Annotated in this window: 24 protein-coding genes and 1 pseudogene; 12 read left to right on the top strand and 13 right to left on the bottom strand. The window is 58.6% G+C overall.

Annotation, left to right across the window (positions count from 1 at the left end):
• Positions 1-7: 7 nt before the first annotated feature.
• Positions 8-3,244 (top strand): ATP-binding protein, encoded by a 3,237-nt coding sequence (locus PSFL_RS08550; protein WP_397469906.1) that lies wholly within the window; start codon positions 8-10, stop codon positions 3,242-3,244.
• On the top strand, positions 3,192-3,902 hold the full coding sequence (locus tag PSFL_RS08545; RefSeq protein WP_258558624.1) for a response regulator transcription factor: 711 nt from the start codon (positions 3,192-3,194) through the stop codon (positions 3,900-3,902). The genes PSFL_RS08550 and PSFL_RS08545 overlap by 53 nt, the downstream gene beginning before the upstream one ends.
• Before the next feature lie 524 nt (positions 3,903-4,426).
• Here PSFL_RS08545 and PSFL_RS08540 read toward each other — a convergent pair.
• Complete coding sequence (locus PSFL_RS08540; protein ID WP_081044247.1) at positions 4,427-4,987, bottom strand: chalcone isomerase family protein; 561 nt, start codon at positions 4,985-4,987, stop codon at positions 4,427-4,429.
• 168 nt (positions 4,988-5,155) lie between these two features.
• Here PSFL_RS08540 and PSFL_RS08535 point away from each other — a divergent pair, with 168 nt between their 5' ends.
• Genes PSFL_RS08535 through PSFL_RS08525 form a run of 3 tightly spaced genes read left to right on the top strand, consistent with a single transcriptional unit; the run spans position 5,156 to position 6,661 of the window.
• Positions 5,156-5,620, top strand: a complete 465-nt coding sequence (locus tag PSFL_RS08535; protein ID WP_397469905.1) for a thiol-disulfide oxidoreductase DCC family protein — start codon at positions 5,156-5,158, stop codon at positions 5,618-5,620.
• Positions 5,621-5,630: 10 nt separating this feature from the next.
• A complete protein-coding gene (locus PSFL_RS08530) occupies positions 5,631-6,341 on the top strand; it encodes an SDR family NAD(P)-dependent oxidoreductase (RefSeq protein ID WP_397469904.1) in 711 nt (236 codons plus the stop codon).
• 14 nt (positions 6,342-6,355) lie between these two features.
• On the top strand, positions 6,356-6,661 hold the full coding sequence (locus PSFL_RS08525) for a DUF6482 family protein (protein WP_252117313.1): 306 nt from the start codon (positions 6,356-6,358) through the stop codon (positions 6,659-6,661).
• On the opposite strand, the gene PSFL_RS08520 is transcribed toward PSFL_RS08525, so the two are convergent.
• Together PSFL_RS08520 and PSFL_RS08515 are read right to left on the bottom strand one after the other, a co-directional pair.
• Positions 6,656-7,273 (bottom strand): dTMP kinase, encoded by a 618-nt coding sequence (locus tag PSFL_RS08520; RefSeq protein WP_397469903.1) that lies wholly within the window; start codon positions 7,271-7,273, stop codon positions 6,656-6,658. The two genes, PSFL_RS08525 and PSFL_RS08520, sit on opposite strands and share 6 nt — an antisense overlap.
• On the bottom strand, positions 7,270-7,599 hold the full coding sequence (locus tag PSFL_RS08515) for a lysozyme inhibitor LprI family protein (protein ID WP_397469902.1): 330 nt from the start codon (positions 7,597-7,599) through the stop codon (positions 7,270-7,272). Before PSFL_RS08515 ends, PSFL_RS08520 begins: the two co-directional genes overlap by 4 nt.
• A 112-nt stretch (positions 7,600-7,711) precedes the next feature.
• Between PSFL_RS08515 and PSFL_RS08510 the strand changes: the two genes are divergently transcribed.
• Entirely contained in the window at positions 7,712-8,365 is a 654-nt protein-coding gene (locus tag PSFL_RS08510; protein ID WP_198792122.1) for a TetR/AcrR family transcriptional regulator, read from the top strand.
• 10 nt (positions 8,366-8,375) lie between these two features.
• On the opposite strand, the gene PSFL_RS08505 is transcribed toward PSFL_RS08510, so the two are convergent.
• The 3 genes from PSFL_RS08505 to PSFL_RS08495 are packed head-to-tail and all read right to left on the bottom strand — an operon-like array spanning position 8,376 to position 10,240.
• A complete protein-coding gene (locus PSFL_RS08505) occupies positions 8,376-8,843 on the bottom strand; it encodes an Atu1372/SO_1960 family protein (protein WP_057438472.1) in 468 nt (155 codons plus the stop codon).
• A gap of 24 nt (positions 8,844-8,867) precedes the next feature.
• Positions 8,868-9,770 carry a glycine betaine ABC transporter substrate-binding protein gene (locus PSFL_RS08500; protein ID WP_397469901.1) on the bottom strand — a complete coding sequence of 301 codons (903 nt, stop codon included), beginning with the start codon at positions 9,768-9,770 and terminating at the stop codon, positions 8,868-8,870.
• On the bottom strand, positions 9,770-10,240 hold the full coding sequence (locus PSFL_RS08495; protein WP_057438470.1) for a VOC family protein: 471 nt from the start codon (positions 10,238-10,240) through the stop codon (positions 9,770-9,772). Before PSFL_RS08495 ends, PSFL_RS08500 begins: the two co-directional genes overlap by 1 nt.
• A gap of 142 nt (positions 10,241-10,382) precedes the next feature.
• Here PSFL_RS08495 and PSFL_RS08490 point away from each other — a divergent pair, with 142 nt between their 5' ends.
• Together PSFL_RS08490 and PSFL_RS08485 are read left to right on the top strand one after the other, a co-directional pair.
• On the top strand, positions 10,383-10,763 hold the full coding sequence (locus PSFL_RS08490; protein ID WP_057438469.1) for a RidA family protein: 381 nt from the start codon (positions 10,383-10,385) through the stop codon (positions 10,761-10,763).
• Positions 10,764-10,857: 94 nt separating this feature from the next.
• The gene (locus PSFL_RS08485; RefSeq protein WP_170059127.1) at positions 10,858-12,861 is read left to right on the top strand and encodes a U32 family peptidase; all 2,004 of its coding nucleotides are present in this window, start codon (positions 10,858-10,860) and stop codon (positions 12,859-12,861) included.
• A gap of 34 nt (positions 12,862-12,895) precedes the next feature.
• Here the strand turns inward: PSFL_RS08485 and PSFL_RS08480 are convergent, their stop codons facing one another.
• Positions 12,896-13,810: a DMT family transporter gene (locus PSFL_RS08480; RefSeq protein ID WP_170059126.1), complete on the bottom strand. Its 915-nt coding sequence runs from the start codon at positions 13,808-13,810 to the stop codon at positions 12,896-12,898.
• Positions 13,811-13,941: 131 nt separating this feature from the next.
• Here PSFL_RS08480 and PSFL_RS08475 point away from each other — a divergent pair, with 131 nt between their 5' ends.
• Positions 13,942-14,385, top strand: a complete 444-nt coding sequence (locus PSFL_RS08475) for an Lrp/AsnC family transcriptional regulator (protein WP_057438466.1) — start codon at positions 13,942-13,944, stop codon at positions 14,383-14,385.
• A gap of 71 nt (positions 14,386-14,456) precedes the next feature.
• Here the strand turns inward: PSFL_RS08475 and PSFL_RS08470 are convergent, their stop codons facing one another.
• The 3 genes and pseudogenes from PSFL_RS08470 to PSFL_RS08460 form a co-directional block, all read right to left on the bottom strand.
• A complete protein-coding gene (locus tag PSFL_RS08470) occupies positions 14,457-14,588 on the bottom strand; it encodes a hypothetical protein (RefSeq protein ID WP_258558623.1) in 132 nt (43 codons plus the stop codon).
• A 4-nt stretch (positions 14,589-14,592) separates the two neighbouring features.
• A pseudogene (locus PSFL_RS08465) lies at positions 14,593-14,819 on the bottom strand (hypothetical protein).
• Positions 14,820-14,904: 85 nt separating this feature from the next.
• Complete coding sequence (locus PSFL_RS08460) at positions 14,905-15,450, bottom strand: hypothetical protein (RefSeq protein WP_057438464.1); 546 nt, start codon at positions 15,448-15,450, stop codon at positions 14,905-14,907.
• Between the two features lie 375 nt (positions 15,451-15,825).
• Here PSFL_RS08460 and PSFL_RS08455 point away from each other — a divergent pair, with 375 nt between their 5' ends.
• The 3 genes from PSFL_RS08455 to PSFL_RS08445 all read left to right on the top strand — a co-directional run bounded on the left by PSFL_RS08455 (position 15,826) and on the right by PSFL_RS08445 (position 19,241).
• The gene (locus tag PSFL_RS08455; protein WP_057959664.1) at positions 15,826-17,235 is read left to right on the top strand and encodes a circularly permuted type 2 ATP-grasp protein; all 1,410 of its coding nucleotides are present in this window, start codon (positions 15,826-15,828) and stop codon (positions 17,233-17,235) included.
• A 2-nt stretch (positions 17,236-17,237) separates the two neighbouring features.
• Positions 17,238-18,188 carry an alpha-E domain-containing protein gene (locus PSFL_RS08450; RefSeq protein WP_029299950.1) on the top strand — a complete coding sequence of 317 codons (951 nt, stop codon included), beginning with the start codon at positions 17,238-17,240 and terminating at the stop codon, positions 18,186-18,188.
• Between the two features lie 621 nt (positions 18,189-18,809).
• Positions 18,810-19,241 (top strand): nuclear transport factor 2 family protein, encoded by a 432-nt coding sequence (locus PSFL_RS08445; RefSeq protein WP_057444786.1) that lies wholly within the window; start codon positions 18,810-18,812, stop codon positions 19,239-19,241.
• A gap of 3 nt (positions 19,242-19,244) precedes the next feature.
• On the opposite strand, the gene PSFL_RS08440 is transcribed toward PSFL_RS08445, so the two are convergent.
• The 3 genes from PSFL_RS08440 to PSFL_RS08430 all read right to left on the bottom strand — a co-directional run bounded on the left by PSFL_RS08440 (position 19,245) and on the right by PSFL_RS08430 (position 24,159).
• Positions 19,245-20,180, bottom strand: coding sequence for an alpha/beta fold hydrolase (locus tag PSFL_RS08440; RefSeq protein WP_397469900.1), 936 nt, complete (start codon positions 20,178-20,180; stop codon positions 19,245-19,247).
• An 80-nt stretch (positions 20,181-20,260) separates the two neighbouring features.
• Positions 20,261-22,513, bottom strand: coding sequence for an ATP-dependent DNA helicase (locus PSFL_RS08435; protein WP_200657338.1), 2,253 nt, complete (start codon positions 22,511-22,513; stop codon positions 20,261-20,263).
• Positions 22,510-24,159, bottom strand: coding sequence for a VRR-NUC domain-containing protein (locus tag PSFL_RS08430; RefSeq protein ID WP_170059122.1), 1,650 nt, complete (start codon positions 24,157-24,159; stop codon positions 22,510-22,512). The genes PSFL_RS08435 and PSFL_RS08430 overlap by 4 nt, the downstream gene beginning before the upstream one ends.
• Positions 24,160-24,305: the final 146 nt, after the last annotated feature.

Genomic DNA, 24,305 nt, shown 5'->3' with positions numbered 1-24,305 from the left:
CTCTCTAATGCAATCACCCCCACTAACACGCATTGCACGGAACTCCCGCCGACTGAACATCATACTGTTCGGAGTGCTGCCATTAGTGCTGGTGATGGGGGGCATTTTGTATGCGGGTTTTCAGCGAATCATTGATCAGGAACAGGAGCGCATTGCCGTCGACTTCTCCCTCCTGACTCTTTACATGGCTGAGCAGGAGATTCTGCTCAAGCGTCTTGACCAGAAGCGCATTATTGAGCTCGGCAATACGAAGGAGAAGTCGACAGGAAATTTCCGGGTGATGGATCAACAGCTTGCCCAAGGAGCAACCCTCTTTCGGGGCTCCAACTCGTCGGAAGAAACGCCCTTCAGCCTCGTTTGCGAAGATATCTCCTCTTGCCCTCTCGAGAGCGCCGGCGCGGCAAGTCTGGGCCGCTACCTTGCAGATCTATATTCCAGTTTTTGGGTAGAGTCAGGCTATCCTGCATCGACGCTAATAATAGTAGATACCGACAAGAGCGCCACTTATACCGTCCCCTTCATCGATAGTGCGAGGCCAAGGATGCCCGCATCCCTGATAATGGCGAGCATTGCTGCGATACGTGCAAATGCGACGGTCGGCGACGAAATCCGCTGGGTGGGATTGAAAGGTTTTCCAGATTACATGATCGCCTACACCCTCATTCATGGTGCAGATATCAAGAAAAGCACGAGTAAAACCTTCGCAGCCACCCTCGCCTATCGTAACCGCGTCAACATTTTCTCTACGCCACTAAAACGCAGTTTCTACGATGACTATTGGCTGGAAAGTAAGCATGACGGTCTGTTACTCGGAAACAGGCCGCTACCGGATGTTACTAAGGAAGTTACCTACGGCGCAGACGGATTGGTCTTCAAAATCGATGACGAAAGCGCAAAATGGACCGGCTACTACCTGCTGTCATACGGGAACTTACTCAGAGGCTACTACTGGCTGATGATTTTCATCGCGGTGATACTCCTCTTAAGTCCGGTGGCCGGCTGGTTTTACGTCCTGTGGTACCAGCGACGGGTGATCCTGCCTGCGCAACGAGCCCATATAGCACTCGTAGAAAGCGATGAGTTTAGTCGCACTCTGCTAGAAACATCTCCGATTGCCCTTTGCGTGCTAGACCGGGGAAACAGTCAAATCATCTTCGCTAATGGCACCGCACTCAAATGGTTCGATATCCATGTAGGCGGCAGTCTGCAGGATATTGGCCTTGATAGATCGCTCTTGGACCAAATCGTCCAGGCCAAGGAACAAGGTGTCATTGAGCACTTCAAGAGCGCCGATGGCCGTTCTTTTTACGCAGCCTTCACTCCGGCCCGCTACCGTAATCAGAACGTAGTGATAAGTGCCTTTGTCGACCTGAGTGTTAGGCGTCGGCTGGAGCAGGAGTTGACCGAAGCGAAACTGACTGCTGACAAAGCCAGCGGGGCAAAATCAGTATTCCTCGCTACCATGAGCCACGAAATTCGAACGCCGCTCTATGGTGTACTCGGATCGCTGGAGTTGATGGGGCTCACCAACCTCGACCATGAACAGCAACAGTTACTCGAGCGAATCCAGGTTTCTTCCGGGCTGCTCTTACAGATTATCAGTGACATTTTGGACATTACGAAGATCGAGTCCGACCAACTTGCACTTGGAGAACAGGTATTCGACCCTGTGAGCCTAGTACAGAGCTGTACCGCCGCGCATATCGATTTGGCCCAGAAAAAAGAACTGCTTCTGTTTTCGTCCATTGAGCCCGACGTGCCTACGGCCTTGCGAGGAGACCCAGGGCGTATTAGACAAATTCTGACCAACCTTATCAGCAATGCCATCAAGTTCACTCTTTCAGGTCATATTATCGTTCGCCTGCGGATTGCCCGGAGCCGTAGTGGTCATGTCACGTTATTGCTGCAAGTCTCTGACACCGGGGTTGGCATAAGCAAAGAGGAACAGAAATCGTTGTTTAGCCCGTTCTATCAGATCGACGCTAACACGCACAGCGTAAATGGTGCAGGTCTTGGTCTGTCGATAAGTGCAAAATTAGCTGTATTAATGGGTAGTGAAATCTGTGTAACCAGTGAGAAGGGCTTAGGTAGTAGCTTTTCTCTGCATTTGGAACTGCCGATCGTTACTGACGCACCCATTACCCCGCTGCCAGACCTAAGAAATGCTCGAATCTATGTACAAAGCCCGCACCACGAATTGACCGACAATCTATGCCAGTGGCTGATCAAATGGGGGGCTCAAGCCAGCACGTTTGAAGAAGCTGCAATTGAATCCCCAAATGCCATTCTCGTTTGTCTAAACGGCTATAGCTCCACCCCTCCGCTGCCAAAAGACTCTGGCATGACGCGATTGAATCTGGGCAGCGTCCACGGAGAACGTAATATTAATGTCACCAACATCTGCGATTTCACCGCCATTGGTTTTCTCATCGAGCGGACTCTAAAAGGTGAACATAACAACCAGCAGGTTAATTCCTCGCAGAATGTGCTTGATAAGTACCTCCCGCCCTTGCGCCTTAATTTGCTGATTGCGGAGGATAACGAGATTAACCAAGCGACCTTGTGTCATCAACTCAAACAGTTGGGCTGCACAACTACGCTCGCCAACGATGGGGTTGAAGCCCTTGAAATCTGGAGGCTCGGCAATTTCGACCTGCTGCTGACTGACGTCAATATGCCTCGTATGAATGGATATGATCTGGCCGTTGCTATTCGCGCCGAGGAGGATGATCGGCCAATTATAGGTATCACTGCCAATGCGATGAGCGATGAGGAGGACCGTTGCAAGGCCGCAGGAATGGATACATGGCTAGTCAAGCCGGTACAACTGCGTACGTTGTGGGACAGTCTGGCCCGTCTTTCCGCCTTTGATGCCACAGAATCCGAGGAAGCATTGCAAAATTTTCCGGCGCAGACGAATGGGCCGGATGCTCTGCCAGATGATTTCAGAGAAATCTTTATCAATACGATGAAGATGGACTTAGAGAAGTTACAACAGGCGATTGATGAAAAACAATACGATTATATATTCCATCTACTCCACCGCATCCGTGGCTCACTCGCGATTGCCGGCTACGAACAACTTATCGAGCAAATTGAGAACTTTAGTAAAAACCTCCGCAAGGACGGCTTAACAGAAGCAACATACGCACAAAGCGCGGCGTTACTGTCAATTCTGCAGGACATTAGTCGTGCCGAAAAATGCTTCCAGCATCTCCCTCAAGGCAACCTCCGAAATGGATAAGCACCCGATGAAAAGTATTCGCGTGTTGCTCGCTGATGACCACCCACTGGTGCTTGCGGCCGTCGGCAGCTTATTGAACCAATCCCGTGATTATGAGGTCGCGGGCGCCCTAACGACCCCGAGCGCCCTGATTGACAACCTGTTAGCTGACCCCTCGATTGACGTGGTGATCACGGATTATTTTATGGCCGGCGACGAAAAATTCGGAGACGGCATACGGCTGATAGCGTACCTGATTCGTAATTTTCCACATGTTCACATCATCGTTTTAACGATGATGTCTAATACAATGATCATCAATAAGCTCTACGAAATAGGTGTGCGCTCTGTATTACTTAAACGGCATGACATGCGCGAGGTTCTCATCGCGCTAAACAGTGTCACTCGCGGACGCATATATCACCCACCGGTTATAGAAAACGGTGAGCAGCCCACGACTGTGGTTCGTTCGGCAGATAGCATCAGCAAACTCACACCTAAGGAATACGAGGTATTGCGTCACTTCGTGCGCGGCGAGTCAATGACTCAAATCGCGGAAAACCTCAAACGCAGTGTAAAAACAGTCAGTGCTCAGAAAATTTCGGCGATACGCAAACTTAATTTAGAGAGTGATCAAGCGCTAGTAGCTTTTTGTATCGAGTCGGGGGAATTTCAATAAACACAAGCTTGAATTCGAACAATTATAATGCATTTATTTCGCTCATGTACGTGTGGCTGGCATAATGTAGTTTCTTGCCTGAAAAGCTAAGTTTCTTGCCTGCCAATCTGATGTTGCAGTCGATTGTTTTATCAGACCAGCAGGAGGGGCGTAGATATATGAGAGCTCTGAATTAGAGACGCTACAGTGTCTCAAAATCTGGTTTCCGCATATTGAGAATCGGGCCCAGCAAACTATGACACATCGCCTCATTGTATGCGGCAGCTTCTTTCATTAAGAGATGGCTGAAAGTCTTCGTTGCTGGAACGACCAGAAATGGTCGTTCCAGAGTAGTGAATCAACAAGAATTTAGTAGACACCGCCAACCTTAAAGCGCTATTTCTAGAAACTAGGCATCCTTACTTCCTCGCGGCTAATGAACATCTGACATCACCCACTTGTTAAATGAGATGCTAGGTCTGTTCTGTTCATGAGCTGCCTAACCACCGATTCGACAAACCCGGCTTATTCAATTGTGCAATGCCTCAACGTCCCCTGGGTTTGGATCCACCCAGCAACTGGGCTCGCAGTTCCGGGTTGCGTGTTCGGGGGTCAAGCCAGATCGCAAAAAAGGCTTTGGCGAAAGCTTCATCCCTCACCACGCGCCTTAGGTTGTCGCCGAAGTAAAACCGCACGCCCTCTCCAGGAACATAAACGCCCGTGATGCGGTCGCCTGCGCGCACATTGACGAACGCGTGCTGCATTTCCCGCTCCCAGCGGCCCATCAGCTCTGAGTTCAGGCCGTAGGGTGACAAGCGACGGATTTCCTTGATGCTGGCCTCGACTAGATCATCGCGGCTAATAGCGCGGCTGTAGGTGAGTTCAAGCGCAAAAGGTGCATCTGCAACCAGCGGCTCACCGGCAATCAGGCGTGGGCTCCAGAACTGCGCGCTGTAGACCGAGAAACCGAATACTCGCATATCCCCGCTGCCCAACAGATGGGCATTGGGGACCGCCTCACGCCAATCGGCAAATATGTCCGCGCTCTGGAGCATAAGAGCAATACAAATAAGGTGGCGGACCAAGCTATCGTTGCGCGTAGCCATGCAAATACCTCGATAAGACTCTTGGATACCTATGCGCTCGCCACGCGTCAATTGCGGGCGCGTAGTCGGATGGCATTGGCCCGTGGTTAACACGCATAAGCATTGCGCACATTGTCAGGTGGTTACTTTAGGCCTATCTTAGATAAAACCTATACAAGGTATAGTGCAATGTACAACAAAAATCCTTGGCCACTGACGCTGTACTTTGACGGTAACTGTCCATTGTGCGCGCGGGAAATCAAGATCCTGCGCCGACACGCCACAGAGGGCCGACTGCTATTTATTGACTTAAACAGCGCTGAATTTGACGCCAAGACCCTTGGCTTTACGTTCGAGCACATGCAGTCCGTACTTCACGCCCGCTTCGCCGACGGCCGCTGGGTTGAAGGCTTGGACGCCACCCTATGGAGCTGGCGTGCCGCCGGCCTGGGATTCTGGGCCAGCCCCCTGACCTGGCGTGCACTTCGACCGCTGCTGGCGTTCGGTTATCAGCTGTTCTGCCGCTTGCGCCCCCATTTGGCGTGGTTGCCTCACCCGGATGGGCGACGTCGATGTGTCGATAACCGTTGCGCAGTGCCGGAATCACAACACGCACCCGACGACTCGGACACCTTGAAAACAAGGCAGCCTTAGAGCGCTACTCATGAACAGCCCCCTCGAGATGAACTCACTTGGCGACGGCTATCGCGCCTTAGTGATAGGCGCCAGTGGAGCCCTTGGCACGGCGTTTTGTCAGTTGCTCAAAGAAGATCCACGCTGCTCGGTTGTTCGCGAACTGACGCGTCATAGTCTTCCGGGGTTGGACCTGGAAGAGCCCGAAAGTATCGCCAAAGCCGCCGCCGAATTAGCTGAAGAAGCCCCGTACCAATTAATCCTGCATGCTGCGGGCCTGCTCCATCGCAAAGAAATCAAGCCGGAAAAGAGTTACTCCACCATTGAGGCGGATGCGTTTCAGGCAGTGTTCCAGGTCAACACCCTGGGACCAGCGCTTGTTTTGCGTCACTTTTTGCCACTGCTCGACCCTCGTGGCGCGATGGCGGTGCTTTCGGCCAAGGTTGGCAGCATCGGCGATAACCGTTTAGGCGGCTGGTATGCGTATCGCGCCTCCAAGGCCGCGTTGAACATGTTGATTAAAACCGCGGCGATCGAACTGGCGCGAACCCGCCCGCAAACCCGCTTGCTGAGCCTGCATCCAGGCACCGTTATTTCAGGCCTTTCACAGCCCTTTCGTGGTGCCTCGGCAGCCAGGCCGGCACACATTGCTGCCCGCGAGTTGTTATCGCTGATTGACCGTCTGACTGCTGCCGACAGCGGCAATTTTTTTGCTTATAACGGCGAGCGCCTACCCTGGTAGGCAAGGAGTAAACCTTGAATTTGCAAGCACTGACCGAACGGGCCGCGAAGGGCGAAATACGCGAGCTGGAGTTGCTGTCACTCGAAGGTGGTTTTTATCTGGCACGAATCCGCCTGGATCACGGCCAGTTCACCCTGCTTGATGATGCGGCCAAGCCGATGCGCCTGCGGTCGACCACCCACCTGCGCGACTTGCTGCAGACCGTGCCGGCATTTCCTTGCGTGCTGGTGCAGCAATGCGCGCACGACGAAATGTGCGGCCGGGATTCAGGGCCTGTCGAGGCGCTGCGTATCCCGTTTTCGCTCACCACGCCATTATGAGCAGGCAAGCACGCGATAAATCTCAGAAACCACCTGCAATGTTGCCTCTTCAAGCGTTCCCTCGTTGCGGCATAAAACCCAGCCTTGATCTGCAACCGCCCGCTCGAACGCCTGGGTACAGGCAACATGTTCTTCCAGCGTATGCATCACAGTACTGCTCAGCCCGCGCCGTCGTGCTGCGGCCCTCGCCCATGAAATTTCAGGGGCGGTGACGATCCCGACGTGCAGGTCTGGCACTTGCACGTTGCGATCAATGTTCAACTGGAGAATGTCTGCAAACGGGACTATGCGCCGAAACGCGGCATCAGACGGGTACCAGCGATCAATCAACACAATGCTGCCCGGAGGTTGTTTAGTCAGCACCTGTCGGGAAATCCATGCACGGCTATCCGCAAGGCGTTCACACACCTGCAACTCCAGATCCCGGCAGGGATTTCTGACCAGCTTGTTAACGAGGGTCATTGTTTCCCGTCTAAAGGGATCGCTTTTTTTCTCGCAAAGTCGGATTACCGTTTTGTCGTCTGCCCTCAGTACTTTCGTAACGGCTTCCAACAGTGTGGTTTTGCCGGTGCCCTTGGGCCCATCCAGAGAAACAAACAGCGGAAGATTCATTGTTGCAGTTCAACCAACCGCTGCTTGTAACTGTCACGAATGCAGGCCTGTTTGTCGTCAGCCTTCCAGCAGTCGTTGCGCCCCTTGATCCAGCCACGTTGCTCGGCCTTGAGCATCTTGGCCTGGCTGCCGGCCTTTTTCAGCACGGTGTTGTAGGTGCTCGCCATCTGGCGATCCAGGGCGGAAAGCGCTTCGCTGCCGCAAATCAGCGTCTCCACGGAACTGGCCATGTTTGCGCTGCACTTGAACGAAGGTCCGGTCTGGGCGTGTGCGCTGATGGCGAAAATGGCCACTGGCAACAGCGCCGCGCGGATGAATGAATGCATAGGAGTCTTCCTGTAAAGGTGCCGATGGCCACATCGATGCGGGCCCACGTTGACCGCTGCAACGCGTATGATTCTGTCACGCTTTCTAGATGTGGCACTGCATAGGTCAACAATGGCAAAAATCAGCGTTAGCAACAAGGCGACCACGCCAGGCCGAAAAAATCTCACGGCCGCCGATCGTCAGCAGCAGATGGTCGAACGGGCGATCACCCTCTTCGCCCAGAAAGGCTTTGCGCTGACTACCCGCGAGCTGGCCGAGGGGCTGCAGGTCACCCAGCCCCTGCTCTACCGCTACTTTCCCAGTAAGCAATTACTCATCGAACAGGTGTACCAACAGGTGTTCATGAACCGCTGGGACCCTGAGCTGGAGCAGCAGCTCAAGGACCGCACGCGTCCTTTAAGGGAACGGCTGATTGATTACTTTATCGGTTATACCCGCACCATCCTGAGCAATGAATGGGTGCGGATATTCCTCTACGCCGGCCTGCAGGACCCGGAGTTGAACCAGCGCTATCTCAAACAATTACACGAGACGGTGTTCCTGACGATCATCGAAGAGCTGCGTCATCAGAAGCAACTGACCGCCCCGCTGGATAAACACGCGCTGAGTCTTGAGATCGAAGTGCTGTGGGGCTTCCACAGCAGCTTCTTTTACCTGGGGGTGCGCAAGTGGGTGTATCAGATGCCCGTCCCTGAGAACCTGACCGAACTGATTACCCTGCGGGTCAATGCCTTCCTCGATGGCGCCCTGCATAACGAGGCGTAGTGAAGGCCGTTTACGGGGCGTCGATTTCCGCAAAGAGATACACCAGGCAAAAGCCATCCATGGGTATGACCGGATTGGTCCAGATCATGCGCGAATGCCGGGCCTGTTCGGCGAAGACTTCGACCAGCACGTCAGACGCGCCATCCAGGGCTTTGGGGTGCTCATGGAAATCCTCCGCCACATTCAGTACGCCTTCCAGCCGATAGACCTGGCGGATACGGCTCAAATCCCCCACCGCATCCTTGAGCTGGGCAATTGCATTCAATGCCGCCAGGCGACAGGCCGCATACCCTTGCTCCAGGTTCAGGTCGCGGCCCAGGCGCCCACGGTACAGCAGCCGGCCATCAATCCAGGGGAATTGCCCGGAGGTCATCAAGGTATTGCCAACAATGCTCCAGGGCACGTAGTTACCCAGGGCCGGGGCGGGAACAGGCAAGGTGATGCCGGCGGCCTGCAGACGCGATTCAGGGGTGGTCATGATCGGTTCCTGTTTTGATTGTGTTCAGGCCAATGGCGCCAGCCAGGAGGCGAGAGTCTGCGGGTTGTTCAGTAGCCAGCCCTCAGCCGCCTGGTCCGCACTTTTACCCTGGCGATTGAGGGCGTAATCCAACTCGGCGACAATCGCATTGCTCAGACGGATGTTATCGAGCACCTGCAATTGCGCCTCGCTGAACCGCCCCAGGCGATCAACCCGCGCCAACAGCACCGCACGGTCGACACTGCCCAGCAGCCCCTTGGGATCCTTGAGATCACGGATACGATGGCGGAAATGCAGGAACTGCGGATGCCAAAGTGGCACCACGCCCCATCTGCCCTCCTCGACCAGCGCCTCGAACGCCGCCACGCATTGTTCCTGGGTGCCGGTGCGAAACTGGTAGCCCGCCGCCGCAAGGCCGTAGTCCTCCATCATCCGCAGCGAAAACCGGGTAATCCCGGCGCCCGGGCCAATCCCCTGGATCAGCGTGTGCATACGGGCGAGAATCTCCGGCTTGCGCAGGTCATCCACGGAGTCCACCTGCGACACCGGCACATAGTCGGGCACACCCCACAACGCATACGGGGTGTAATGCAGGCCCAATTCGCGGGTGGCGACCACCTCTTCCACCCGGGCTTTGTACATCCCATGGCTGGACGGGATCCATGCGGAGGCAATCATGTCGATGCTGCCAGCACGCAACTGCTCGAAATTGGCCTCGTGCAGCGCATACGAACGCTCCACCCCAAAGCCCATGCGCTGCAATACCGAAGCAACCACCGCGGCTGTCGCACGATGAAAGGACAGATCAGTCACACCGAGTCGTACCATGGTTGGGCTCCTCTCAGGGTTATTGCCACGGGCCAGCAGCGGCGCCAATAACGCTGCGCTGCCCAGGGCTTGAATCACACGTCGACGTTTGAAGTCCATCAGCGACCTTCCACAGACGGGCCAATGGCAAGGCTCGCCATGGCCTCGCCGACAATCCGGGTTCCCGGCACATAGTCAAAGATCATTTCGATGGTGATGCCGTTGGGGTCTTCAAGAAACAGTTGGTGCTCGCCAATCTGCGGAATCACCCGTTCGCGAAAGGCGATGCCCAGGGATTGCAGGCGGTTCTGCACGGTTTCCAGCCCTTCACAACGCAGCGAGACATGGTCAAGGGCGCCCGACCCGTAGCCGCCTGGCTTCTCGCCCAGATAGGCCTGCAGATCCTTGTCACCGCCCACGATACTGGCGATGTGCAAGAGCGGACGGCCGCCGGCGTACATCCAGCAGCCAGGGAAACGAAAATCCGGGCGCGGCCCAGGTGACAGGCCAACCACTTGTTCAAAAAACTCGGCGGTCTTGCCCCATTGTTCGGTGCGAATGGTGAAATGGTCGAGCGCTAGGACTCCCATGTTCTCTCCTGACAGTGCGGATTAGAGACGGTACAGCTGCATATTTTATCATTCGATAATTTATTTCAAGGGATAATTTATCGACCGATAACTAGTGCGTAGCGTTTACTATCCACGCTGTTCCATTCACCTAGGGCTCCCCATGAGCAACCACGACCTCAGCTTCACCCCCGACCTCGACCCGGATTCGATTTCCTCCGACGTCATCGGCTTCAACGGCATCCTGGTCTCCACACAAATCCCGGTACGCGCCGATGGCAGCCTGGAATTGGGCGATGTCACTGCGCAAAGCGAATGCACCCTGCAAGCCCTCAAAGTCGCCCTCGAACGCGCCGGCAGCAGCATGGACCGGGTCATGCACTTGACCATCTACCTCACTGACATGGCCGACCGCGCCGCATTCAACGAGGTGTACAAGCGCTTCTTCGCCAAACCCTGGCCGGTACGCGCGGCGGTTGGCGTGGCGTCGTTGGCGGTCGAAGGCATGCGGGTTGAAGTCACGGCGATGGCCGCCAAGGGCTGAGCCCGGCGCGTCATTGGGCATCCAGCGGGTGCCCGCCAGGCGATTCACGGCTACAATGCGCGCCTCAACCGTGACAAGCCTGACTAAAAAAACTATGTCCTTGCCCAAGCATCACCTGGAATTGCTCAGCCCTGCCCGCGATGTCGCCATCGCGCGCGAGGCCATCCTGCACGGCGCCGACGCCGTGTACATCGGCGGCCCAAGCTTCGGTGCGCGCCACAACGCCTGCAACGACGTGAGCGAAATCGCCCAACTGGTGGAATTCGCCCGTCGTTACCACGCCCGGGTGTTCACCACCATCAACACCATCCTGCACGACGACGAACTGGAGCCGGCCCGCAAGCTGATCCACCAGTTGTACGATGCCGGCGTTGATGCGCTGATCGTCCAGGACCTGGGGGTGATGGAGCTGGATATCCCGCCCATCGAGCTGCATGCCAGCACCCAGACCGACATCCGCACCTTGAACCGGGCCAAGTTCCTCGACCAGGCCGGGTTCTCCCAACTGGTGCTGGCCCGCGAGCTGAACCTCCAGGAAATCCGCGCGATTGCCGATGAAACCGATGCCGCCATCGAGTTCTTCATCCATGGCGCGTTGTGCGTAGCGTTCTCCGGGCAATGCAATATTTCCCACGCGCAAAACGGCCGCAGCGCCAACCGTGGCGACTGCTCCCAGGCCTGCCGCCTGCCCTACACCCTCAAGGATGACCAGGGCCGCGTCGTGGCCTTTGAAAAGCACCTGCTGTCGATGAAAGACAACAACCAGAGCGCCAACCTGCGCGCTTTGGTAGACGCCGGCGTGCGCTCGTTCAAGATCGAGGGCCGCTACAAAGACATGGGTTATGTGAAGAACATCACCGCCTATTACCGCCAGCGCCTGGACGAGATCCTCGAAGACCGCCCGGACCTGGCTCGTGCTTCCAGCGGGCGTACCGCGCATTTCTTCCTGCCAGACCCGGAAAAAACCTTCCACCGTGGCAGCACCGACTACTTCGTCAGTGACCGCAAGATTGATATCGGCGCCTTCGACACCCCAACCTTTACCGGCCTGCCGGTAGGCGTCGTGGAAAAAGCCGGCAAGCGCGACTTGCAGGTGATCACCCATGAGCCGCTGTCCAACGGCGATGGCCTCAACGTGCTGATCAAGCGTGAAGTCGTGGGTTTTCGCGCCAATATCGCCGAGCCTAAAGGTGAGTTCGAAGAAGACGGCGAAAAGCGCTACCGCTACCGTGTCGAGCCCAACGAAATGCCGGCGGGCCTGCACCAACTACGACCGAATCACCCGCTCAACCGCAACCTCGACCATAACTGGCAGCAAGCGTTGCTCAAGACCTCCGCCGAGCGGCGGGTTGGCGTGTCGTGGCAGGCCACCCTGCGCGAAGACCAATTGCAACTGACCGCCACCAGTGAAGAAGGCGTGAGTGTCAGCACCACCCTGCCCGGCCCATTCGGCGTGGCCAACAAGCCGGAACAGGCGCTGGACACCTTGCGCGACCTGCTTGGCCAACTGGGCACCACCCAGTATCACGCCACCGCAATCGAGCTGGACGCCCCCCAGGCGTTTTTCATTCCCAATTCGCAACTCAAGGCACTGCGCCGCGACTTAATCGAAGCGCTGACGGTTGCGCGTGTCGAGGCCCACCCCCGTGGTGGTCGCAAGGCCGAAACCACACCGCCGCCGGTGTACCCGGAGTCGCACCTGTCGTTCCTGGCCAACGTCTACAACCAGAAGGCCCGCGACTTCTACCATCGCCATGGCGTGAAGTTGATCGATGCGGCCTACGAGGCCCACGAAGAAACCGGTGAAGTGCCGGTGATGATCACCAAGCACTGCCTGCGTTTCTCCTTCAACCTGTGCCCCAAGCAGGCCAAGGGCGTGACCGGCGTACGCACCAAGGTCGCACCGATGCAGTTGATTCACGGCGATGAAGTACTGACCCTGAAATTCGACTGCAAACCGTGCGAAATGCATGTGGTGGGCAAGATCAAGGGGCATATCCTCGATCTGCCGCTGCCGGGCAGTGGTGTACAACAGCAAGTCGTAGGGCATATCAGCCCGGCGGACTTGCTCAAGACCATTCCCCGCGCACCGCACTGAGTCCCCCTCTGTAGGAGCTGGCTTTGGCTGGCTCCTACAAGGGGCGCTTAGCATGAGAGGGCGAAACATCCGACCTCCAGCGCCACCACCATCCCCGCTGCAACCCCGCCGCCGCCAGCAGAATCGCCGCAACACCCAGCCATTGCGTCCAACCCAGACGATGCCCATAGGCCATCCAATCAACCAGGATCGCCGCAATCGGGTAGATGAACGACAACGCCCCAGTCAATGCCGTCGGCAGTTTTTGGATCGCGCCATACAGCAGCACATACATCAGGCCGGTGTGCACCATACCCAGTGTCAACAGCGCCGCCCAGGCATCAACCGGCGCTGAAAGGCTGTGCCATGAAACCAGTGGCACCAACAGCACCGCACCGGTACTCACTTGAATCAGCGCCAGCAGATGGGGCGGCACAGCCTTCAGGCGCTTGATAATCAGTGCAGCGATGGCATACAAAAGAGCCGCGCCCAGCGCCTGAGCCACGCCCCACAGGTATTGATCACCGCTGCCCTGCTGCTCGCCATGGGCGGTGACGATAGCCAACATGCCCATGAATGACACGCTCAGCCACGCCAGCTTCTGTACGGTGATTTTCTCGCCAAGCAACAGCGCCGCGAGGATCACCAGCATAAATGGCTGAACGTTATAGACCGCCGTGCTGATGGCAATCGACGCTTTTGAATAGGACGCAAACAGCAACAGCCAGTTACCCACGATGGCCACGCCGCTCAACATGGCCCAGCCGAGTGTCGAATAACTCAACCAGGCACTGCGCAGATACCCCAGGTGCCAGCACACCAGCAACAGGGTCAAGGCGCCAATGACGCAACGCCAGAACACCACCTCAATGACCGGCACCCCAGACACCAGCACAAACCAGCCGATCGTGCCGGAGATCAGCATGGCGCCAACCATTTCCCATGAGCCGCGACGTATGGATTTGTCCATGATTAAGCTCCTCGAATGAGGCTAAATTATGGCAATCTGCGTCGATCAGGCTCCAGCGCCTGAGAAAGGCCAATGGCGGTGTTTGCCTATTCTTATTAGGCAAAAATTCAGGTTTACCTAAGGAGCCCAGGATGATTGACGTTATCGACCAGCAACTGCTCGCTGCCTTGATGGACGACTCGCGTTGCTCGCTCAAGACCTTGGCCGGCATAACCGGCCTGTCCTCGCCCAGTGTCGGCGAACGCTTGCGCCGCCTGGAGGAGCGCGGGGTGCTCAAGGGCTATACCGTGGAGGTCGACCCCAAACATTTTGGCTACTTGCTGCAAGCCATCGTGCGCATCCGCCCCCTGCCCGGCCAATTGCAGGAGGTTGAACGGCAGATCCAGGCGATCCCGGAATTCACCGAGTGTGACAAGGTGACCGGCGACGACTGCTTTATCGCGCGGCTGCACGTGCGCACCATGGATCAGTTGGACACCTTGCTTGACCGCCTCAACGGCTATGCCGAAACCAACACCGCCATCGTCAAGAAAACCCCGGTCAAGCGCCGGCTGCCGCCGTTGGCAGGTGGGTGATGCCAGGGTTGATGCACGCTCCTCTCGCTTTGGATCACATAACAAGCTGGCTAGCTGATGCGGCGCTGACGCTAGGCACCAGCACTGCTCTCGTCCGCCACCTCATCCTCCTCAATCAGCGGCACTTGCGCATCATCCATCAACGATCCGGGGTCTTCATTGCCCGGATCATTGATCGGTTCCTCTTCGGCTGGAATGTGCATGGCCTTAGCCGCCCGGGGTATCAATATCAGCGTCGGTCTGCGGCTTGGGCTCGCGCTCTGGCTTGAAGTCCGGGCTGTACTCATTGTCCCTGGCCACCTTGTCGGTGCGGGTTGTGGGTCCTTGGGGGCGGCGGCTGCGGTGCCGGGAGCGGGCACTTGGTGAGTCTCGTCATCGATGGCCGGATCGTTCCTGCCGCTGACGTGTGGGTCTGGGCTGTGACGGGTGCTCATGGGAACCTCTTTATCCGATGGTGTAAGGTTAAGGTGCCGCACTGGTGGATGAAGTTCATTCCGGATGACCTGTACTGATCAATGGTCACGCCCCCGGATTGTCCACCTGGATATAGAACGCAAACGCCGCCAGCAGTATCCAGAACACCATGAACAGCCACGGCGTGCGCACCGAAAACAGCAAGGACTTGCGATAACCCTTGTGCGACGACTCGGTCTCGCAGAACAGCGGTGACTCATCGTAGGCCATGCCCATCACCGGCTCGCTGCGCAACAACTCGCTTTGCTTGAAGTGCCAGTGATCAATGATGTCGTAGGCTGCGCGGATGCCCGGCCAGGCATTGAGCGAGCTGAACACCCCGAGCATCGACAACAGCAGCGGAACCACCAGGGTAAACAGCTTGCCCCACTCCGGGTTGAGGTTGCCCATGCACGACACAAAGGCAATCACCAAAAACGACTGCGCCGTCAGGTAGGCATCGGTGCGGTTGGCGAGGATGGTGGTTTCGTACTGGATTTCCCGGCGATAGAAGTCCAGCCGGTCCTTGGGCGATCCGAAAATCTTGGCGTTGTGTTCGGTGTGGTCAGTCAGCGCCGATTCCGGGCTGTGCGGGGAGATGATTCTGGGCACAATCGTTGATCCTCAAAGTGCTTAATCTCCTTAGAAGAACCGCCCATGGCCGAAGTTCAGGTCAATCGCCCGCACCGTTATAGGGCGCAGACTGCGCATATCACGCACTGCACTTGCGCAGTCTGCTCCAGTAACGGGCTGATACACCGTGTAATCCCAATAAACGCGGTTCCGGCACAGCCATTGCTTTACTCCTGTAACCCCCTGCCTGCCCAGGTGAACACAGGAGCAACTGTTACCCCCCGACTCAGAGCCGACTCCAAAAGAAAGTAAGGACCCGGTCCGTTGGCGCCAAAAGCCACGGGCTCATAACAATGCGTTTTCTAAAGCGGCAGTGCCTGCAGCCTTTCACCCGGCACTGACAAGGTAATTGGAATGGCTCGATCTTTCTTTGATGAGATGAATGACGCAAACGGCGTATGCCGTGCGCACTACCAGGATTTTTCCCGCTGGCTGGCCAACACCCCGCCGGAACTGCTGGCCCAGCGCCGCCGTGAGGCCGACCTGCTGTTCCACCGCGCCGGCATCACCTTCACCCTGTACGGTGACGAGCAGGACACCGAGCGCCTGATCCCCTTCGATATCATCCCGCGCAGCATCCCCGCCAGTGAATGGAGCGTGATCGAACGCGGCTGTATCCAGCGGGTCAATGCGTTGAACATGTTCCTCGCCGATATCTACCACGACCAGCGCATTATCAAGGCCGGGATCATTCCCGCCGACCAGGTGCTGGGCAATGAAGGCTATCAGAAGGCCATGGTCGGCCTGGACCTGCACCGCAATATCTACTCCCATATCTCCGGTGTCGACCTGGTGCGCGATGGCGATGGCACCTACTACGTCCTCGAAGACAACCTGCGCACCCCCAGCGGCGTGAGCTACATGCTCGAAGACCGCAAGATGATGATGCGCCTGTTCCCGGAAGTGTTTGCCAAGCAGCGCATCGCGCCGGTGGATCACTACCCCAACCTGCTGCTCAAGACCCTGAAAAGCGCCAGCCGCCTGGACAACCCCAATGTCGTGGTGCTGACCCCGGGGCGCTTTAACAGCGCGTTCTTCGAACATGCGTTCCTGGCCCGGGAAATGGGGGTGGAGCTGGTCGAAGGCGCCGACCTGTTCGTGCACGACCTCAAGGTGTTCATGCGCACCACCGACGGCCCGAAAGCCGTGGATGTGATCTACCGGCGCATCGACGATGCCTTCCTCGACCCCCAGGCCTTCAACCCCGAATCCATGCTCGGCGTGCCTGGCCTGGTGGCCGCCTACTGCGCCGGCAATGTGGTACTGGCCAATGCCATCGGCACCGGGGTGGCCGACGACAAATCCATCTACCCCTATGTGCCGGAGATGATTCGCTTCTATCTGGATGAAGAACCGGTGTTGCAAAACGTGCCGACGTTCCAGTGCCGCAAGCCTGAAGAACTGTCCCATGTACTGGCGCACCTGCCCGAGCTGGTGGTCAAGGAAACCCAGGGCTCCGGCGGCTACGGCATGCTGGTGGGCCCAGCCGCCTCGGCGGCCGAGATCGAGGACTTCCGCCAACGCATCAAGGCCCGGCCCCATGCCTATATCGCCCAGCCAACCTTGAGCCTGTCGACCTGCCCGACCTTTGTCGAAAACGGCATCGCGCCACGGCATATCGACCTGCGTCCGTTTGTGCTGTCGGGCAAGGAAACCCGCCTGGTGCCAGGCGGCCTGACCCGGGTGGCATTGCGTGAAGGCTCATTGATCGTCAACTCGTCGCAAGGCGGCGGAACCAAGGACACCTGGGTGGTGGAGGGCTGAGTATGCTGAGTAGAACCGCCGCAGATCTGTATTGGATGTCGCGCTACCTGGAACGCGCGGAAAACCTGGCGCGCATGCTGGAGGTCAGCTACTCGCTGTCGCTGATGCCCCAGGCCGGGCGCAGTGATGGCCTGGACGAACTGGCGATGTCGCTGCTCAGCAGTGGCACCCTCGACAGCTACCTGGAGCGCCATCAACAACTGGACGCCGAGCGCATGTTGCACTTCTTCGCCCTCGACGAAGAAAACCCGGCCAGTATCTACAACTGCCTGCGCGCCGCCCGGGGCAATGCCCATGCGGTACGTGGGCGGATCACCGCCGACATGTGGGAAAACCTCAACGCCACCTGGCTGGAAATGCGCAGCATCGCCGCCGGCGGCCTGGCGCGCCATGGCATCAGCCACTTCTGTGACTGGGTCAAGCAACGCTCGCACCTGTTCCGAGGGGCCACGTCCGGCACCATCATGCGCAACGATGCCTATCGGTTTATCCGCCTGGGCACCTTTGTCGAGCGCGCCGACAACACCCTACGCCTGCTGGATGCACGCTACGAGATGTTTGGCGAAGAGTCCGAAGAAGTCAGCGACCTGTCCGCCCGCGGCTACTACCAGTGGAGCGCCCTGCTGCGTGCCTTGTCGTCGTTCGAGGCCTACACCGAGCTGTACCCCAATGCGCTGAATGCGCGTTCGGTGTCGGAACTGCTGCTGTTGCGCAGCGACGTACCGCGCTCGTTGCATGCATGTATCGAGGAGTTGAGCCATATCCTCGCCGACCTGCCGGGCAGTTACGGCCGTACGGCCCAGCGCTTGGCGGCCGAGTTTGAGGCGCGGCTGCGTTACACCGGTATTGATGAGATTCTCGAAGAAGGCTTGCACAGCCGGCTGACCGAATTTATCGACACCGTGCGCGAACTGGCGCGGGCGATCCACAGTTCCTACCTGGAGGTGGTTTGACCCCCCATATCCCGCTGTAGAGGTGGGCCCGTTATAGCCATAGGTATCTATTTTTTTAGTGTTTCTTGGGTTTGTGTACATATCCGTTGCTGCGGTTACGGCGGCTATTGGTTCCGCTCTTACAGCGGGTCACTTTTGGAAAAGAGCCCCAAAAGTAACCAAAAGGGCTCTTGCCCCACCACTCGGTGCCTCGCCTAGGCTCGGCATGCCCGCAGTCAGGCATTGCTCCGTGGGCCCGCCGCGATCGGCCATCCATGGCCGTGTCGCGGCTACCCCGGCATCCATGCCGGGGTGCCCACTGCGCAATACCTGCCTGCGGCCATCGTGGTTTAACGGGGCGCCTGAGATCAAGATCAAAAGCCAGATCAAAAGCAGAGCAACAGCAAAGCCGGGGTGCGAAGCTGCATTCCCCTGTGGGAGCTGGCTTGCCTGCGATGGCGGTGTATCAGTCGATAAATGTATTGGCCGGTACACCGCCATCGCAGCGATGCGGCGACCCCACAAGCCCGCTCCCACAGGTGTGGTGTTTGCTCCAGACATATAACTGTCAGTTTGGATCATTGATCCCACCTCGTGGCTGCTCTTATGGTTGTTCGACACTCATAAGAACAGGTACAGACCATGTCCGACGCTCTGCAATTAGCCACCCCGGCCGCCCATACCCTGAAACGCTGGCACACCATGCTGGCCACTGCCGATCTCAAAGCCCTGCCCGAACTGCTGGCGCCGGAGGCGGTGTTTCGCTCGCCCATGGCGCATACGCCCTACCCCGGCGCGCCCGTGGTGTCGATGATCCTCAACACCGTGTTTACAGTGTTTGAAGACTTCCAGTACCACCGCGAACTGGCCAGCGCCGACGGGCACAGTGTGGTGCTGGAGTTCAGCGCGCGGGTGGGCGACAAGCAGCTCAAGGGTATCGACCTGATCCGCTTCAACGAACAGGGGCAGATCATCGAGTTTGAGGTGATGGTCCGCCCCCTGAGCGGGCTACAGGCTCTCGGTGAAGAAATGGGCCGACGCCTGGCGCCGTTCCTGGCCAAGGCCAAGGGTTGATAGTCAACGCCAGAGGAATTCCAGCAACCGGGCGTTGACCTGCGCCCCTTGCTCCACCTGGATCCAGTGCCCGCAGTTGGCCAGTACCTGCTGTTCCAACTGCGGTACCACCTCGGGCATGCGCTTGAGCGTATGTGCCTCGAATACCCCCACCGGATCGCGGTCGCCGATCAGGAACAGCGTCGGTTGTAACACCTGCCGCCCGGCCAGGAACTCGGTGCGCTGCCAGTTGCGCTCGAAGTTGCGGTACCAGTTCAACGGCCCGCGAAAACCCTGGGCGAAGGTTTGCACATAGATCTCCAGGTCGTGCTGGCTGCACCAGGCCGGCAAGGCGCCCGGCAGCGCGACACCCTCGAGCAAGGTCGCCGTGGCCGGCTTTTGCTGCAGGAATACATCCTGGTCCTGCATAAACAGGCGCAAGGTGCGTTCGATGTCCGCTTCCAGCTCCTGTTCGGCCACGCCGGGCTCCTGGAAGTACAGGATGTAGTTGAACCGCTCGGCGTACAGCTCGCGCATGATCTCGATCACCGGCCTGCGGGAGCGACCGGCAAAGGGCACCGACATTGTGACCAGGGCGCAGATGCGCTGCGGTTCCAGCAAGGCCAGGTGCCAGGCCACCACGGCGCCCCAGTCATGGCCGACCATCGCCACCCGACGATGCCCGAACAGGTCCATGGCGCCCTGGATATCTGCGCACAGGGTCAGCAGGTCGTAGTCAGCAATGTCTGCAGGGGCACTGCTTGGCCCGTAGCCGCGCATCTGCGGGGCGAACACCCGATAGCCGGCTGCCGCCAGCGCCGGTATCTGCAGTCGCCAGGAGTGCCAACACTCGGGAAAGCCATGGAGCAACCACACCGGCGGGCCGGTCTCGGGGCCGGCGATATGCAGGCTCAATTGAATACCGTTGACCTGGATCGTCTGTTGCTCGATAGCACTCATCACGCGGCTCCATCAGAGGGACTGCTGCAGACTGCCCCAGCAGCACGGCCTGCGCCAGCATCATTGATCGGGCAAATACCTCAGGTCACCGACCACCAGCGCGGCAGCAGTGGCCGCACCTTGGGCTCGGCAAAACGGTCATCAATCAGCATCACTACCCCCTGGTCCTGCTGGGTGCGAATAACCCGGCCGGCCGCCTGCACCACCTTCTGGATCCCGGGATACAGGTAGGTGTAGTCATACCCCGAACCGAAGATCGCGCCCATGCGCAGCTTCATCTGCTCGTTGACCGGATTAAGCTGCGCCAGGCCCAGGGTGGCGATAAAGGCCCCGATCAGACGCGCCCCCGGCAGGTCGATACCCTCGCCGAACGCCCCGCCCAGCACGGCAAACCCCACGCCCTGGCTATGCTGGGTGAACTGCTCAAGGAAGGCCTGGCGCTCGGCTTCGGCCATGCCCCGTGATTGATGCCAGGTCGGGATCGCCGGATGCCGCTCGGCCAGTAATTGCGCCACTTGCTGCTGGTAATCGAAGCTGCTGAAAAACGCCAGGTAGTTGCCCGGGGTACGCGCAAATTGCTCGGCGATCAACGCCACGATGGGCTCCAGAGACGCCTGGCGATGCACAAACCGCGTGGAGATGCGATCGATGATGCGCACCTGCAACTGCGCGGCCTCGAACGGTGATTCGACGTCAATCCACGCGGTATCCGCCGGCAACCCCAGCAGGTCGGCGTAGTAATGCCGGGGGCTGAGGGTCGCGGAAAACAGCACGCTGCTGCGGGCTGCGGTCAAACGTGGGCGGATAAATTCGGCCGGAACCACGTTGCGCAGGCTCAAGCGCGAGAAGCGGCGCTTGGCCAGCGGGTCGCGCTGGCTGATATCAAAAATAAACTGCTCGTTGAACAACTCCGCCACCTTGGCGAACTGCAAGGCCTCGAAGTAAAAGCTTTGCAGTTCGCCCGTGAGCGCCTGCGGGTGGTCGTTGAAATACTCGCCCATGGCGCTGGTGCACAGGGCCAGGGCCTGCAACAGCTTTTCCGGTTTGCTGGCATAGGCCTGGTACACCGTGACCTGTTCCTTGTGCAGCGCATTCCATTCACGGTTGAGCCGCTGCAATGGCTTGTGCAAAGGCTCGGGGGCGCTATCGCGCACGCTCTTCAGGGCAAATTGATCAAGGTCGGCGCTGTACATCGCCCGGCCCCGCTCCACCAGGTTATGGGCCTCGTCCACCAGCACCGCGACCCGCCATTGGTTGAGTTGGGCGAGGCCAAACAGCATCGCGCCAAAATCGAAGTAATAGTTGTAGTCGGCGACCACCATGTCGCACCAACGCGCCATCTCCTGGCTCAGGTAATACGGGCACACCTCATGGGCCAGTGCCACCTCGCGCAGCGTGGGTTGATCCAGCAGGCGCACCTTGGCTGCGGCCTCGCGCGCGGCGGGCAGGCGATCATAAAAGCCTTTGGCCAGTGGGCAGGAATCACCGTGACAGGCTTTGTCCAGGTGTTCGCAGGCCTTGTCCCGCGCCACCAGCTCCAGCACCCGCAATGGCAGGTCGGCGCTGGCGTGCAGCACTCGCACCGCGTCCAGCGCCAGTTTGCGGCCGGGGGTCTTGGCCGTGAGAAAGAACAGCTTGTCCAACTGTTGTGGCGCCAGGGCCTTGAGCATCGGAAACACCGTGCCAATGGTTTTGCCGATCCCCGTGGGTGCCTGCGCCATCAGGCAGCGCCCGGTACTGACGGCCTTGTACACCGACTCGGCGAGGGTGCGCTGGCCCAGGCGAAAGTCCGCGTGGGGAAAAGCCAGGGCCCTGGCTGCGGTATCACGGGCCAGGCGCTGCTGCGCCTGCTGCTCGGCCCAGCCGAGAAACAACGCGCACTGCTGATTGAAGAACTTCTCCAGCTCATCCGCAGGGCACAGCTGGTTGATCACGGTTTCGCGCTCGCTGACGATATCGAAATACACCAGCGCCAGCCCGATCTCAGGCAACCCCAGCTTGCGGCACATCAGCCAGCCATAGACCTTGGCCTGGGCCCAGTGCAGTTGCCGGTGGTTGGCCGGCTGGGCATCCAGGTCGCCACGGTAGGTCTTGACCTCTTCCAGCACGTTGCGATCCGGATCATAACCATCGGCGCGGCCGCGCACGCTCAGCTGTTGGTAGCCCCCTTCCAGCGCCACCTCACTCTGGTAATGCGCGCTACGGCGGGACGCCACCGTGCGGTGGCCGAGCATGCCTTCCTGGGCACTGGGCGAAGGGGTAAACCGCAGGTCGAGGTCACCGACCTTGGCCGTGAACTCGCACAATGCCCGCACGGCGACCGTATAGCTCAAGCGCCCTGCTCCGCCCAGCGGACATAACAGACGGTGACCGGCATCTGGTGCTCGCCACAGAACTCCAGCCAGCGCAATTGGTTGTCCTGCAGGCGGTCGCCCGGGCCTTTGACTTCGATCATGCGATAGGTTTTTTGCGCCGGCCAGAACTGGATCAGGTCCGGCATCCCGGCGCGGTTGGCGCGGATATCCAGCAACAGGCGGTCGAACCAGTGCCGCAGGTGCTCGGCTGGCAGGCAATCGAGGGCCTGCTCGAGCAACTCTTCGCTCAATACATTCCAGAACACAAAGGGTGACTGGATCCCCCATTTTTCGGCGTAGCGCTGGCGGATCGTGGTTTTGTAGCGCTGGTCGTGCAGTTGATCCAGGCAGGCGGCAAACAGTTCGGCGCGGCGCTGCTGGAAGTCCTCACTGTGCAAGTCCACCGGCCCGCGCTGGAACGGGTGAAAAAACGAGCCGGGCAACGGCGCGAAGATCGCTGGCCAGCACAACAGGCCGAACAGCGAGTTGATCAGGGTGTTTTCGACGTAGTGCACCGGCCCCGCGTCATCTCCCAAGTGCGCCTGCACGCAGAACTCCACGGCGGCCAGCGGTTGCGGGAATGGCAGTTCCAGGTCCAGGCGCTGGATCACCGGGGGTTTGGCCTTGGGCAGCGCCGGTTCGCCCAGCTTGCGCCGCAACCGTGGCAGCACCCGCAACAGGTGCTGCTGCTCGGCCGCACTGTGGGGCGCTGCCTGCGCCTCCAGGGCCAGGTCCATGGCCTGGGCGAACGCCTCTTGACGCTCCAGCACCCGGATCAGCCGTGCACGCGCGCCGGGGTAGGCACAATCGCGGTAGATCGCCTCGGCCAGGGCCAGTTCGGCGACCCGTTCGCAATGCTGGCCGACCTGGAACAGCAGCTTGGCCCGGCGCTTTTCCAGCCAGGGGTTATCAGTGGTCAGCGTGGCGATCTGCGCCAGCACCTCCGCCAACGGTTCACCGGCCTCGAAGGCCTGCTGGCATTGGTGCAGGAACAGCAGGCCAGACACATCGTCGCGATGGCGCAGGCCACGGGATTCGGCACAGAACTCAACCTTTTCGTAGGTGTAGATCCCCAGGTCCGCCAGTACAAACTCCGACCAGTCCTGGTACAGGTTGCCGAAAAACATCAGCCGCAGGCGGTCACACAGGTCCATCACCGTAAGGCTGTACAGCCGGTCGTCCAACTGCGGGCACCACTGCGCAAACGTCCGCGGCTCGGTAAATTGGCTGGATAAACCGGGCAGCCAATCGGACTTCTTGCCCCTGGGCTGCTCGATCCACGGCTTGAACGCTTGCAGCACCTCGCCTTTTTGCAGTTGCCCCCACACCTCATCCAGCGCCAGCAGGCCCTGCTCATTCACCCAACCGTGAGCCAACAGTGGTTGCACGGCCACGTCGATCGGGCCGATCTCGAGGTAATTGAGCTTGCTCGCCCGAAAATGCAGGCCCTTGCGCATCACCATGCGCACCAGCAACGCCTGGGCCGGTTGCGGCAGCTGGGCGAACTGCGTAATAAAGCGCTGCTCTTCATCGTCCAGCACATCGGCATAGCGCTGCTCCAGCCAGTCGAGCACTTGCTGGAAGTTATGCAGGTAGTAAAACGGGTCTTCGAGGGGATTGGACATGACGGGCACTTGGGCAAACACTGGTTATGCATACAGATTGCCGCTGCCAGGCCTGCGTTGCAATCGCTAATAGATCAGTGGCGCACGCAACTTTTTGCATAAAAGTGATCAGATGGGGGTGGATCCGCGTAACATTTGTTGCCCGC

The organism is Pseudomonas sp. DD1 (assembly GCF_044510355.1).
Taxonomy (GTDB): domain Bacteria; phylum Pseudomonadota; class Gammaproteobacteria; order Pseudomonadales; family Pseudomonadaceae; genus Aquipseudomonas; species Aquipseudomonas shahriarae.
The sequence above is the reverse complement of the archived record's forward strand: the minus strand, read 5'-3'. Positions and strand labels throughout refer to the sequence as shown.

Excerpts from the sequence above, each read along its gene's own strand:
- PSFL_RS08550 (WP_397469906.1), top strand. The coding sequence starts at position 8 with ATGCAATCACCCCCACTAACACGCATTGCACGGAACTCCCGCCGACTG.
- PSFL_RS08540 (WP_081044247.1), bottom strand. The coding sequence starts at position 4,987 with ATGGCTACGCGCAACGATAGCTTGGTCCGCCACCTTATTTGTATTGCT.
- PSFL_RS08535 (WP_397469905.1), top strand. The coding sequence starts at position 5,156 with ATGTACAACAAAAATCCTTGGCCACTGACGCTGTACTTTGACGGTAAC.
- PSFL_RS08530 (WP_397469904.1), top strand. The coding sequence starts at position 5,631 with ATGAACAGCCCCCTCGAGATGAACTCACTTGGCGACGGCTATCGCGCC.
- PSFL_RS08520 (WP_397469903.1), bottom strand. The coding sequence starts at position 7,273 with ATGAATCTTCCGCTGTTTGTTTCTCTGGATGGGCCCAAGGGCACCGGC.
- PSFL_RS08515 (WP_397469902.1), bottom strand. The coding sequence starts at position 7,599 with ATGCATTCATTCATCCGCGCGGCGCTGTTGCCAGTGGCCATTTTCGCC.
- PSFL_RS08510 (WP_198792122.1), top strand. The coding sequence starts at position 7,712 with ATGGCAAAAATCAGCGTTAGCAACAAGGCGACCACGCCAGGCCGAAAA.
- PSFL_RS08505 (WP_057438472.1), bottom strand. The coding sequence starts at position 8,843 with ATGACCACCCCTGAATCGCGTCTGCAGGCCGCCGGCATCACCTTGCCT.
- PSFL_RS08500 (WP_397469901.1), bottom strand. The coding sequence starts at position 9,770 with ATGGACTTCAAACGTCGACGTGTGATTCAAGCCCTGGGCAGCGCAGCG.
- PSFL_RS08495 (WP_057438470.1), bottom strand. The coding sequence starts at position 10,240 with ATGGGAGTCCTAGCGCTCGACCATTTCACCATTCGCACCGAACAATGG.
- PSFL_RS08490 (WP_057438469.1), top strand. The coding sequence starts at position 10,383 with ATGAGCAACCACGACCTCAGCTTCACCCCCGACCTCGACCCGGATTCG.
- PSFL_RS08485 (WP_170059127.1), top strand. The coding sequence starts at position 10,858 with ATGTCCTTGCCCAAGCATCACCTGGAATTGCTCAGCCCTGCCCGCGAT.
- PSFL_RS08480 (WP_170059126.1), bottom strand. The coding sequence starts at position 13,810 with ATGGACAAATCCATACGTCGCGGCTCATGGGAAATGGTTGGCGCCATG.
- PSFL_RS08475 (WP_057438466.1), top strand. The coding sequence starts at position 13,942 with ATGATTGACGTTATCGACCAGCAACTGCTCGCTGCCTTGATGGACGAC.
- PSFL_RS08470 (WP_258558623.1), bottom strand. The coding sequence starts at position 14,588 with ATGCACATTCCAGCCGAAGAGGAACCGATCAATGATCCGGGCAATGAA.
- PSFL_RS08455 (WP_057959664.1), top strand. The coding sequence starts at position 15,826 with ATGGCTCGATCTTTCTTTGATGAGATGAATGACGCAAACGGCGTATGC.
- PSFL_RS08450 (WP_029299950.1), top strand. The coding sequence starts at position 17,238 with ATGCTGAGTAGAACCGCCGCAGATCTGTATTGGATGTCGCGCTACCTG.
- PSFL_RS08445 (WP_057444786.1), top strand. The coding sequence starts at position 18,810 with ATGTCCGACGCTCTGCAATTAGCCACCCCGGCCGCCCATACCCTGAAA.
- PSFL_RS08440 (WP_397469900.1), bottom strand. The coding sequence starts at position 20,180 with ATGAGTGCTATCGAGCAACAGACGATCCAGGTCAACGGTATTCAATTG.
- PSFL_RS08430 (WP_170059122.1), bottom strand. The coding sequence starts at position 24,159 with ATGTCCAATCCCCTCGAAGACCCGTTTTACTACCTGCATAACTTCCAG.